This is a genomic window from Bacillus sp. EAC (genome assembly GCF_002156875.1).
In the GTDB taxonomy this organism is placed as follows: Bacteria; Bacillota; Bacilli; order Bacillales; family Bacillaceae_G; genus Gottfriedia.
The window spans coordinates 251,904-264,362 of record NZ_NCSY01000002.1 but is presented as its reverse complement, the minus strand read 5'-3'; the positions used below and the strand labels follow the sequence as shown (position 1 = coordinate 264,362).

Below are 12,459 nucleotides of genomic sequence, written 5' to 3'. Positions count from 1 at the left end.
AATAAATCTCTCGCATTAGTAGTAGACTATATTTAATGGCATTTTTTAAAGGGGAGATTTTTGTGAAAAAGCTATTATTTGCTTTTATTACAGGGGGAATGCTGTTAACAGTTGCAGCATGTGGTTCAAATAATAATTCAAACAATAAAGATTCTGGTGAACCAGTTTCAGTCAGTAATGGGGAAAAACTTTTTAAACAAAGCTGTGCTACCTGTCACGGTGGCGAGCTTGAAGGAATCGTTGGACCGAGTTTAAAAAAGGTCGGCGCAAAATACTCTGAAAAAGATATTGAAAATATCATACATGATGGCAGAGGATCAATGCCAAGTGGTGTACTTCAAGGAAATGATGCTAAAAGCGTAGCAAAATGGTTAGCAACTAAAAAATAAAAACTAAAACAGACCATTTATGGTCTGTTTTCATTTATATGACAATTATCACCATTTATTTAAAGAAATTAGTAAATAGGCCGAATTAAATATTGACTATTATTCAAAATGTAACATAAATTTATCAGTATTGACATTTTTTAGATGGTATAATAGAGGAGCTTAGCTAAATATATCGAATTATGTAGATTAAGAGCAGGTATTGGTTAAGGATAGAGATTTTGTAAAACCAAATAAAATGGGTTTATTCCTATTCGATAAAAAAGGAACAAAAATAAGGAGAATGTCATGATTGAGTTAAAAGATGTCTACAAGACTTATCCTAATGGTGTTCTTGCGGTAAATGGTATTAATGTAAAGATTCGCCAAGGTGAATTCGTATATGTTGTAGGACCTAGTGGTGCTGGGAAATCAACATTCATTAAGATGATGTATCGTGAAGAAAGACCATCAAAGGGTACGATTTTAATTAATGGAATTGATTTAAGCCAGATGAAGAATAGTAAAGTTCCATTATTACGAAGAAATATAGGAGTAGTTTTCCAAGATTATAAGTTACTTCCTACATTATCTGTATATGAAAATATTGCTTTTGCACTTGAAGTTATAGAAGAAAATCCGAAAACAATAAAGAAGAGAGTTATGGAAGTTCTTGAACTAGTTAAGTTAAAACATAAAGCTCGATTCTTACCAACAGAACTTTCTGGTGGAGAACAACAACGTGTATCGATTGCTCGTTCAATTGTAAACAAACCTAAAGTTGTAATTGCGGATGAACCTACAGGGAATCTAGATCCTGAAACTACTTGGGAGATTATGGATATCTTTAAGGAAATCAATGATCGCGGTACGACAGTTGTAATGGCAACACATAACAAAGATATTGTTAATAATATTAAACGACGTGTAATTGCAATTGAAGGCGGAAAAATTGTACGCGACCAAGCGAGAGGGGTGTACGGTTATGAAAGCTAGAACTGCGAGAAGACATGTTCGTGAAGGTCTACGTAACTTAAAACGTAATGGTTGGATGACATTCGCGTCTGTAAGTGCTGTTGCAGTAACGTTAATGCTAGTAGGTGTATTCTTAACTGTAATTCTGAATGTTAATCATATCGGTACAACTTTAGAAAAAGATGTTGAAATACGTGTGCTAGTTGATTTAACAGCAACTAAGAAACAACAAGCTGAATTAAAAGATAATATTAAGAAAATAGATCATGTTACGACAGTTAAGTTCTCATCTAAAGATCAAGAACTAAATAATTTGATCAAAAGTATGGGACAAGATGGAAAAGCATTCCAACTTTTTGAACAAGAAAATCCATTAAATGATACTTTTATTGTTAAAACAGATTCGCCAGATAAAATTGCACCAGTTGCAAAGAAAATCGAAGGCTTAACTTATATTGATGATGTAATTTATGGTAAAAAACAAGTACAAAAATTATTTAAAGCAGTTTCAGTTGGTCGAAATATTGGTTTAGTACTAATTGTTGGTCTACTATTCACTGCGATGTTCTTAATCTCTAATACAATTAAAATTACAATCATGGCAAGACGTCGTGAAATTGAGATTATGAGATTAGTAGGTGCAACAAATAACTTTATTCGTTGGCCTTTCTTATTAGAAGGATTATTCCTTGGTGTTCTAGGGGCAATTGTTCCTATTGGATTAATCTTGACTGGCTATAACCTTGTTTATAATATGCTAATGCCGAAATTAGCTGGATCTATGTTTACTTTACTTCCGTTCTCACCATTTGTGTACCAAATTTCAGGTGTTCTAATTGGAATTGGTGCAGTAATTGGTATGTGGGGTTCTGTAATGTCAATCCGAAAATTCTTACGTAAATAATTTGAAAATATTATATAAAAGTTTAATTGTTTTAAATAAGTAGGCTCTTTTTAAATAGATTGTTGTTTTTATTGGGTTCTGATAATACAAACAGGTTAATAATCCGTTTGAATGGATCGATACTCAACCAATAACAGATAAATAGTAGCAACGTATACGAAAACAGCCAAAAAGTAATGAAATGATAAGCTTTAGTGTCTAATTTAACGTCTATCTGAGTTGAGAACGATACTAAAGCTTTTCTATATACATATAAGGAGGGATCTTAGATGAAACAGAGAAAAACTAAGAAAGTAATGATTACGGTTTTATGCAGTACTTTCATCATCGCGGCAATCCCATCCGTTTCTTTTGCAGAGAGTAAGTACCAAACAGAAATTGACCGTATCAAAAAGAAACGTAGTGAGGTTAAAAATCAAACAAACGCAGCAAATAACAAAATTGAGAACTTGCAAGCAAATCAAGAAAAAATTGTTGCTGAGCTTGAACAACTAGATGCTAAGATGGATGATACTAAGCAAAAGGTTAGCCAAACGAAAGATGCAGTTAATAGTGGTAAAAAGCAAATTGAAAAGCTTAAAAAAGAAATTGAATTTATTGAAAAGCGTATTGATACAAGACAAGAGTTATTAAAAGACAGAATGCGTTCGCTTCAAAAAACTGGTGGGATGTTATCTTACGTCGATGTTATATTAGGCTCTAATAGTTTCGGAGATTTAGTTCAACGAATGAGTGCTGTACAAGTTATCATGCATGCAGATCAAGATATTATTAAACAGCAAAATTTAGATCTAATTGATGTAAGCAGTAAGAAAGATGAAATGACGATTAAACAAGCAAAAATTGAACGAGATCTAGTTAATTTAGAAGATCTAAAAACTGAACTAGCAAGTCAAGTAAGTAATAAAAACAAGCTTATGGCTTCGCTCAAATCGCAAGAAAAAGAAGCTCATGAAGATGCTTTAAACTTAGAAGAGCAAGATCAATTACTAGCTAGTCAACAAGCTGCAATGCAAAAAGCTCTTGAAGAAGCTAAAAAGAGAGCTGCTGCTGAAGAAGCAAGACGTAAGGCAGAGATTGAAAAGAATAAAAATAATAATAATAACAATAAGCCATCAACAGGTGGTGGATCAGATAATACTCCGCCAGTATCTAGTGGTAACTTTACTAGACCAGCATCTGGTTATATCTCATCTGGTTTTGGTACCCGTTCATTTGAAGGTGGAGAATTCCATGATGGAGTTGATATAGCAGCAAGTGGTAGTGTTCCAGTTGTAGCTGCCGGTGACGGAGTAGTCATTCGAGCATATGTATCATCCACTTATGGGAATTGTGTTTTCATTACACATAATATAAATGGACAAGTATGGACAACTGTTTACGCGCATTTAGATAGCTATAATGTTTCAACAGGCCAATCTGTTTCAAAAGGAACAAAAATTGGCTACATGGGTAATACAGGACATTCTTTTGGCCAACATTTACACTTTGAATTACATAAAGGTGAATGGAATTATGGTAAGACTAATGCTGTTGATCCACAAAAATATATTAATTTCTAATTGAATCCAAATTAATCATTTAAACCTAACCTATATTTCTAGGATAGGTTTTTTGTATTTTACAAGTATTTATTATTTATAATTATTCTTTGTTTCGATTTTATACTATTTTTAATGCTAAAAAGGGGATTAGTGAAATAAACATTAATTAGACAGGTATTATCATTAACTAGTTTTAGGCAAATCGGTCATTTACATAGTAAAGAGGTGGTTAAAATCGACTAAATGAATTACTAGTTTATAATAATTATAATTTGATATTGATTTTCATTATGATTTACAATATTATATAATTAATACTAAATAATAATAATTATAAATAAGGAGATCTGATATGACTAATAATCGTTTAACGACAAATCAAGGTGTTCCAATTGGAGACAATCAAAATTCATTAACTGCCGGACGTAGAGGACCGACTCTATTAGAAGATTACCAATTAATTGAGAAGTTAGCTCACTTTGATCGTGAAAGGGTACCAGAGCGTGTTGTACATGCACGTGGAGCAGGTGCACACGGTGTTTTCGTTACAAAAAATAGTATGAAAAAATATACTAAAGCTAAATTTTTACAAACAGCTGGAACAGAAACACCAGTTTTCGCACGTTTCTCAACAGTTGTACACGGTACGCATTCACCAGAAACCCTACGTGATCCACGTGGATTTGCAGTAAAGTTTTACACAGAAGATGGAAATTATGACTTTGTAGGAAATAATTTACCAGTATTCTTCATTAGAGATGCGATGAAGTTCCCTGATATGGTTCATTCTTTAAAACCAGATCCGAGAACAAATCTTCAAACTGGTAATCGTTATTGGGACTTCATGTCATTAACTCCTGAATCTACGAATATGTTATTACACTTATTTACAGATGAAGGAATTCCTGCAAATTACCGTCAAATGAGAGGTTCTAGTGTTCACTCATTTAAATGGGTTAATGAATATGGTAATACAGTATATGTAAAACTTCGTTGGGTACCAAAACAGGGTATTGAGAACTTAACAATGGAAGAAGCTAGTGAAATCCAAGGTAAAGATTTCAACCACGCAAGCCGTGATCTGTATGATTCAATTGAAAATGGTGATTATCCGGAATGGGATTTATATGTTCAAGTATTAAACCCTGCTGATATGGATGATTTTGATTTTGATCCTCTAGATCCGACGAAGGATTGGTTTGAAGATGTTATTCCTCGTCAATTAGTTGGAACGATGATTTTAAATCGTAACCCTGAAAATGTGTTTGCTGAAACGGAGTCTGTTGGTTTCAATCCAGGTGTGCTAGTACCTGGTATACTGCCTTCAGAAGATAAGTTATTACAAGGAAGACTTTTCTCATATTCAGATACTCAAAGATATCGTATTGGTGCAAATTATTTGCAACTTCCTATCAACTGTCCTTTTGCAAAAGTTGCAAATGGTCAACGAGACGGACACATGCCATTTGGTCAACAGACACATCAGATTAATTTTGAACCAAATAGTTATTCAGATACGCCAAAAGAAGACGTAGCATATGTAGAAGTTGCTCAGCCACTTAATGGTGTGTCGGAACGTAAAAAGATTGAAAAAACAAATGACTTCGGTCAAGCTGGAGAAGTTTGGAATCGATATAGTAAAGATGAACAAGATGCATTAATTAAAAATATTAGTGCGGACATAGAAGGTGTAGATGAAAAAATAAAATTACGAGCTGTATGTAATTTCTACCGTGCAGATGCTAAATTAGGTGAAAGACTTGCAAATCAACTTGGCTTAGATTTATCACCTTACTTACAACATTTACCAAAATAGATTAATTTCTTCTAATAAATATTTATTAAATAGTGTTCTACTTGCAATCATAAGTGATACTCACTTATCATATAATAGAACAGAAAAGGCATCGCACGTCTGTGTGATGCTTTTTCTATACATACACTATATAGTAGATTGATACGTTCTAAAATGAACGGATGGGAGGTTCTTTATGAATCGAAAGACTTCAGTGATACTTGCGTCAGCAACATTTGTTGTTGGTATTGGAGTAGGGGCATTTGGTTTCAATGATGGTACAAGTTCTATCGTCAACAAATTATCACAAAGTGAAGAAGTAAAGGCGACAGAGGGCGAAAACATTGCAAAAATACAAAAAGCATATGAAATTATTGCAAATCAATATGTGAAAAAAATTGATCCTGATAAATTAACTGAAGGTGCCATTCAAGGGATGGTTACGACATTAGATGATCCTTTCTCATCTTATATGGATGGAAAAACAGCGAAAGAATTCCATCAATCATTAGGTTCTTCGTTTGAGGGAATCGGGGCTGAAGTTTCAAAAGATGGTGAAAAGCTAATTATTGTGTCACCAATCAAAAATTCACCTGCTGAAAAAGCTGGTTTAAAACCAAAAGACGAAATTCTAACTGTTGATGGGAAAAGTATCAAAGGCTTATCTCAATATGATGCAGTATTAAAAATTCGTGGTAAAAAGGGAACAAATGTAACGATTGAAATTAAACGTCCAGGCGTTCCAGAGCCTATCAAATTTAATATTAAACGTGATGATATTCCGATGTATACAGTTTTCGGTTCAGTTAAAGATATAAACAGTGAAAAAATTGGATATATACACATTACGTCATTTAACGAAAAAACGGCTGATGAGTTTAAGAAAGAACTGAAAAAGTTAGAAGATCAAAATATTCAAGGTTTAACAATCGATGTTCGTGGAAATCCTGGAGGCTACTTACAAGCAGTTGAGGGAGTTCTTGAAGAATTAGTTGTTAAAAATGAGCCTTATTTACAAGTTGAAAATAGAGATGGTCAACGTGAGAAGTATTACACTAAGCTAAATAAAGCCAAGCCATATCCAATCGACGTATTAATTGATAAAGGAAGCGCGTCAGCAGCAGAAATTTTAGCAGCTGCATTAAGTGAAGCAGGAGATTATCAATTAATCGGAGAGAAATCATATGGTAAAGGTACTGTTCAATCTACACTTGATTTTAAAGATGGAAGTAATATTAAATTAACTCAATTTAAATGGTTAACACCTAATGGAACATGGATTCATAAAAAAGGTATTAAGCCAGATGTTGCAGTTAAACAACCAGATTATTTCTATGCAACTCCAATCGATAAAACGAAAACATTTAAATATGATGATAATAATGAAAACATTAAACAAGCTCAAATCATGCTAAATGGTATAGGGTATGATACAGGACGTCAAGACGGATATTTCAGCAAAGGAACTGAAAAAGCAATTAAGAAATTCCAAAAAGACGTTGGAGCTACTGTGAATGGTAAGCTTGATCCGTTAACTTCGGAAAAGCTTGAAGCATCATTAATTGAAAAAATTAGAGATGAGAAAAATGATACTCAATTAGAAGAAGCATTAGATATCGTTTCTAAATAAAGTGTAAAGAGGGCGAATTAATTTCGTCCTCTTTTGACATAATTCCTGGGAAATAGATAGATTGTAACAAGCTAAAGCAGGAGTTTCTAAATTGAATGTCGAAAGTACACTTCAAGGGGAAGTGTACTTTTTTCTTGTTAAAAGGAATATTCCCTTTGAAAAAGTGAGTATAAACCGATAACATAAATATATATGAATCTATTAATTTAAGAAAAGGTGGTGAACGTTATGTGGTCAGATGGTTTAATGGGACTTTTAGTTGGATTCGCGAAATTATTTTTAAATCCATTTACTTATATATTCTTTATTGCAACTCTTTTTAGTGGTTATTTACGTGTAAAGAGAGAACGTAAGCATTTTTCAATACGTATTTTTAATGCATCGTTTGAATGGAAGACTTCTTTATTGTATGGACTACTAATAGGTGGGATCCTTTCAGTTGTTTCATTACTAGTAGGAATTAGTATTCCAATAGAAATGATAACATTAATTAGTATTTTAACGATTGTTAGTGCTCTTTTATTACAGTTTAGGTGGATGTCTCCAGCATATGTATTTGGATTGGCACTAATTGCATTGCCTTTACTAAACAAAGCTGTGCCTTCGCTATCGTTATTAGAAAAAGTGATACCAAAAGATATGAATGCTATGCTTCCAGCTGTTACGATTCTATTAAGTTTATTATTATTAGCTGAGGGAATATTAGTTCAGCGTAATGCTGCAAAATATACGACTCCGTTATTTATCGAAAGTAAACGTGGTAAACGGGTTGGAGCCCACGAAACAAACAAGTTATGGCTTGTACCTCTATTTTTGCTTATTCCAAATGGGACAATCATTAGCGACTATTCTTGGTGGCCAACTTTACCATTAGGAGAAAGTGGCTATTCTATACTTTGCGTACCATTCGGAATTGGTTTCTATCATCTCGTACAAGGAATGGTTGCCAAAGAGTCTATTAAACTTGTTGGAAAACAGGTTGTTACATTATCCATTTTAGTATGTATAGGTGGTATTGCGAGCTATTTTGTTGGATTCGTAGCATTTGTAGCAGTAGCCATCGCAGTCGTTGGACGGGAAGTAATATCTTATATTCATAAAACTAGAGACATTAGCACTTCATCATACTTCACATCAAAAGCTGTTGGTCTAGTTGTATTAGGGATTTTACCAAACTCAGTTGCAGACAAAATGGAAATTATGGTAGGGGAAACCATTACAAAAGTAAATGGTCAAAACGTGTCTACTGTTGCAGAATTCTATGAAGCACTCCAAATCAATCGCGCATATTGCAAAATTGAAGTACTAGACTTTAACAATGAAATCCGTATTACTCAATGCGCAGTATATGAAGGTGACCACCATGAGTTAGGCTTCCTTTTCCCTGAAGAAGAAGCTAAACTTACTGGACAGGTTGGCTGATTGTGTGATTTTTCATAAACTCGCGGAATTTTTTCAAAAACCTCCGGAATATATTTCATAATCTTCCGGAATGGAAGTAAAAACAAAAAAAGGAACGTATTTCTTAACGAAATATGATCCTTTTTTTATATTTCCTTATTCAAGTATTTGGCAGTTTAGTGGAATAATGAAATAGCGTGGTTGGAGGATACCGCATGTTCATGCTGGACTTGGCATCTTCCTCTTTCTGTTTAGTTGTCTCTATTAGTAGATACGATTAAAATGGAGTTAGAGGATTTTTGGACAAAAAAAAGACCGCTATATAGCAATCCCTTCATCTCGCATTTTTCTCTTTTCTCTCTCTACAGTTGCCAAGCTTACACCACATATTTCTGCAACCCTTTTTTGCACAAATCCTTGCTTGAGAAGTTCTCTGACTTCCTCTTTGATTTTATCCTTATCTCGTGATTGAAGCTTAATCCCTTCTTCTTGAATTCGTTTCTTTACTTTCTGCACAGTCTTTCGACTAGCACCAGTTGCTTTTGCAGTGGCTCTCTGTGTAACTCCTTGCAATATAAGTTCTCGTATCTTCTCTGCAACTTTAGCCATATCTCGTGAAGGAGGAATAATCCCTTCTTTTTGCATTGCTCTCTTTTTTTTGTATACATTTGATACGTTCATATTAAATGTATCTGCTATTTCCTGTGCATTGACTCCCCGTTTAAGAAGTTCTCTAATCTGCTCAGTTTGTGAAGATAAAGGTCGAGGAGGCGACTTTATAACAATTCCCCCTGATATCATTTTCATCTTTAGATTTGACACCATTTGTGGGTGAACACCACATTTTTCTGCAATCTCTATATTCATAAGCTTTCCTTCGAGAAGATATGTTTTGATTTTCTCTATTATTTTACCGATTCGTGAAGGTGGTTCAATCCCTTCTAATACCATTTCTTTTCTTATTCTCTCTACTGTTGTTGTGTGAACATCGTATATATTTGCAATCTCAAATTGTTTAAGTTCTCCTTGCATAAGTTGTTCTCTTATTTCCTCTCGCATTTGTGGAGGCACTTTCATGTGAATTGCTTTTATAAAATCTACATCATAGCCTTCGATGACAACATGTGTATACGAACACATATCTCTAATGTCTCTTATAGCCTTTTCTGACATCTCGTATTCCTGTGTCATTTCCTCGATAGTAGCACCATCCATGAAATTCAACCGCATTTCACGTACTTCTTCATCTGATAGATGTCCATAAACTTCTCTATTTCGTTCAATCAACTCTTGAAGTCGTTTCGCTATATCTATAGATAATTTAACATGTGACCAATTTTCCCTTTTCGCAATCGAACTGATAGTATTAACATGGATATCATATTTATTAGATATTTCTTTATACGAAAATCCATCCAATATTAAATCAATGATTTCTAACACCTGTTTTTCTGTTAATTTAGCCATTGCAGAATCTTCGCCTCTTGCTTTATGGGGATTATTGATTTTGTATATTCTCTCCCACATTGCTAGATGGGTAAAATCATCTGTGTATATCGCACTGTAAGTAGTTCCGTTATAGGAGGTAGTAGAGAAAGCAGTATTGTACAATGTACTAAATATTCCACCACTAGGGATTTCCAATTCTTTTTCTACCCACTTTACTACTTCATATTCACCTTTAATATTTCCTTCTGTGTCAAAGAGAATAAACGGTTTCACACCTTGCGATTTGATTCTCTTTAAAGTATCCTCTTCTGTAATAATATACCCATTACTACCTTCGCCACCAACTGTCATATTGTAGCCATTGTTAAAGGTGTCGTAATAGTCAATCCAGTACTTTTCTTTCTCATTTAAGTCTTCATAATTGTCTGCTTCGTCAATTACTTCCCACTCAAAAGCTTCAAATTCATATCTACGGATTGCTCTGTGGAAATGGTAGTTGCTTTTAGATACTTTACCCATCGCATCAGATCTATGATTAACCATTCTTACTTGTAAAGTTTTAACAGTTTGACCGATATACATCTTACCGTTAACAGTATTTGTGGCTCTGTAGATAATACCCTTAACCTTCCAATTGGATGTTGTCTGATTAGAAATATACCACTTTCGTTTTGCTCTTTTTTTGTTCTTAATTTCCTCAACATCATAGCCTTCTATAATAACATGTTGGTGTGTAATCATTAATTTAATATTTGAGGTAGTTTTTTTTGCTATTTTATATTCTTCCATAATTTCCACATTAGGAATACCGTCCATAAATTTTAATCTTATTTCTCTTACTTGGTCATCTGTTAATCTTTTGTTGTTATCATGTTTGCCAATAATCCCTTCTGCTTCCATTTTTTTCTTATTCTAACTATTGTTGCCTTATTTACACCACACTTTTCGGCTATCTCATTATACACAACTCCCTCAAGAAGAAGCTTACTCACAAGAGTTTGTGGAACAGGTGGCTTGGGTCTAACATTGCATCCTTGAACAAAAATATTTTTGTATGTTTTCATTTTTTTAATATCTGCTATAAGTGCAGATGACACCTCATATTCTCGTGTCAACTCAACATTAGAAACACCGTTCATTAACTTTGTTTTTATTTCTATTACTTGTTGGTCTGTTAGTATTCTTTTTACCAATTCAATCAATCTGCCCCTCTAGTTGTGTTACGTAGTTTGTTTATACTGTGATTGTAATGCAGTGCTTTATGGAATTCAAGATATTTTTGACAAGAATCGAAAAGTGCGATATGATTTAATGTTAACAGTATTAAATAAAAGTTGATTGTCAAGTGGAAAGAAATGTAACAATTACTGATTGAATCTCTGACACTACTTCCCCTAATGTAGGACTAACTACAGGTGTATTCATTTGGATGTTCAAAGAAGAATTTGAAAAAATAAATGGTGAAATTAAATATAAATAATTCATTTAAGTTTGTTAACGAATCAACTAATGTATGATTCGAGGAATCGAGTGACAGATTTGTAAGGTCATTTTATGATACGGAGGAATCAGGATTATATTATATTGGTATTCAAATTCATGCTTACAAGAGGATTTAGTAAATAATATTGGAGAATTATGGAGGATTTTTAAATTCTTAAATGAAAAATAATTTTTGTTTGATAACTACTAATTTCCTTTCTAATTCAACTAAGGCATGCGTTAGTTAAACAACCACGAACTGCTTCGGCAGTTCTTTTTTTAATGCACTAAATGACAGGATATTTTCTTCAAGGAATATCATTTCAGGTCCATTTAATTGGAATAATTAATTTAATTAAAATACAATTTGATATAGGAGTTAAAAATGACCAAAATGAATTTACCATATGGAATAACGGGTGGATATTACATGCCAGGAGAAGATCCAGAGCCACCCACTATAAATAAATCAAAGTTTTATTCTTAGTGTAAAGAGATCGCTTCAAGAAGACATATTAAATGTGAGATATTAATTGATTTAGAAAGGGATTATAAAAATTTTTATGCAGTAAAGTTTTTCTTTCTTCCAAAACCTATTTATGCAGTAGTAAATGATGCACAGCCTTTTGTAGCATTTTGTGTTGCAGATGAATTCGGTGAATTTGGAAATTCATTCCCATTGGAGTTTATCGAATTTGAAGAGTTGGCAGTAGAGTTTACGGGTTATACAGTAATGAAAGTAAGTGACCTAAACAAGAATTTTTTTCTTGAAGATCATGAAGAATTAAGAAATGTGCGTACAATTAAAGAACAAGTTGAACGTTGGAACCCAATAACAATAGGTGATGTATTGTTTAATTATTGGGATTAGACACTTTACTACCTTTACCTTTAGTATAAATCAATTAAAA

Annotated in this window: 10 protein-coding genes; 8 read left to right on the top strand and 2 right to left on the bottom strand. The window is 33.3% G+C overall.

Annotation, left to right across the window (positions count from 1 at the left end; genetic code table 11):
* Nucleotides 1–62: 62 nt before the first annotated feature.
* From cccB to B7R65_RS04405, 7 genes are all read left to right on the top strand, one after another.
* A complete protein-coding gene (gene cccB / locus B7R65_RS04435) occupies nt 63–389 on the top strand; it encodes a cytochrome c551 (RefSeq protein WP_256941153.1) in 327 nt (108 codons plus the stop codon).
* 288 nt (nt 390–677) lie between these two features.
* Entirely contained in the window at nt 678–1,364 is a 687-nt protein-coding gene (gene ftsE, locus B7R65_RS04430; protein WP_088041542.1) for a cell division ATP-binding protein FtsE, read from the top strand.
* Entirely contained in the window at nt 1,354–2,247 is an 894-nt protein-coding gene (gene ftsX, locus B7R65_RS04425) for a permease-like cell division protein FtsX (protein WP_088041541.1), read from the top strand. The genes ftsE and ftsX overlap by 11 nt, the downstream gene beginning before the upstream one ends.
* Before the next feature lie 269 nt (nt 2,248–2,516).
* Nucleotides 2,517–3,809: a murein hydrolase activator EnvC family protein gene (locus tag B7R65_RS04420; RefSeq protein WP_088041540.1), complete on the top strand. Its 1,293-nt coding sequence runs from the start codon at nt 2,517–2,519 to the stop codon at nt 3,807–3,809.
* Nucleotides 3,810–4,143: 334 nt separating this feature from the next.
* Complete coding sequence (locus tag B7R65_RS04415) at nt 4,144–5,607, top strand: catalase (protein ID WP_088041539.1); 1,464 nt, start codon at nt 4,144–4,146, stop codon at nt 5,605–5,607.
* A gap of 175 nt (nt 5,608–5,782) precedes the next feature.
* Nucleotides 5,783–7,216 (top strand): S41 family peptidase, encoded by a 1,434-nt coding sequence (locus B7R65_RS04410; protein WP_088041538.1) that lies wholly within the window; start codon nt 5,783–5,785, stop codon nt 7,214–7,216.
* 228 nt (nt 7,217–7,444) lie between these two features.
* Complete coding sequence (locus tag B7R65_RS04405) at nt 7,445–8,638, top strand: PDZ domain-containing protein (protein ID WP_088041537.1); 1,194 nt, start codon at nt 7,445–7,447, stop codon at nt 8,636–8,638.
* 297 nt (nt 8,639–8,935) lie between these two features.
* Here the strand turns inward: B7R65_RS04405 and B7R65_RS04400 are convergent, their stop codons facing one another.
* Together B7R65_RS04400 and B7R65_RS04395 are read right to left on the bottom strand one after the other, a co-directional pair.
* Nucleotides 8,936–10,966: a GIY-YIG nuclease family protein gene (locus B7R65_RS04400; RefSeq protein ID WP_088041536.1), complete on the bottom strand. Its 2,031-nt coding sequence runs from the start codon at nt 10,964–10,966 to the stop codon at nt 8,936–8,938.
* A complete protein-coding gene (locus B7R65_RS04395) occupies nt 10,918–11,268 on the bottom strand; it encodes a helix-turn-helix domain-containing protein (protein ID WP_088041535.1) in 351 nt (116 codons plus the stop codon). Before B7R65_RS04395 ends, B7R65_RS04400 begins: the two co-directional genes overlap by 49 nt.
* Nucleotides 11,269–12,227: 959 nt before the next feature.
* Here B7R65_RS04395 and B7R65_RS04390 point away from each other — a divergent pair.
* On the top strand, nt 12,228–12,419 hold the full coding sequence (locus tag B7R65_RS04390) for a hypothetical protein (protein ID WP_088041534.1): 192 nt from the start codon (nt 12,228–12,230) through the stop codon (nt 12,417–12,419).
* The last annotated feature ends 40 nt before the right edge of the window (nt 12,420–12,459 follow it).

Excerpts from the sequence above, each read along its gene's own strand:
- B7R65_RS04405 (WP_088041537.1), top strand. The coding sequence starts at position 7,445 with ATGTGGTCAGATGGTTTAATGGGACTTTTAGTTGGATTCGCGAAATTA.
- B7R65_RS04420 (WP_088041540.1), top strand. The coding sequence starts at position 2,517 with ATGAAACAGAGAAAAACTAAGAAAGTAATGATTACGGTTTTATGCAGT.
- ftsX (WP_088041541.1), top strand. The coding sequence starts at position 1,354 with ATGAAAGCTAGAACTGCGAGAAGACATGTTCGTGAAGGTCTACGTAAC.
- ftsE (WP_088041542.1), top strand. The coding sequence starts at position 678 with ATGATTGAGTTAAAAGATGTCTACAAGACTTATCCTAATGGTGTTCTT.
- B7R65_RS04415 (WP_088041539.1), top strand. The coding sequence starts at position 4,144 with ATGACTAATAATCGTTTAACGACAAATCAAGGTGTTCCAATTGGAGAC.
- B7R65_RS04410 (WP_088041538.1), top strand. The coding sequence starts at position 5,783 with ATGAATCGAAAGACTTCAGTGATACTTGCGTCAGCAACATTTGTTGTT.
- B7R65_RS04400 (WP_088041536.1), bottom strand. The coding sequence starts at position 10,966 with ATGGAAGCAGAAGGGATTATTGGCAAACATGATAACAACAAAAGATTA.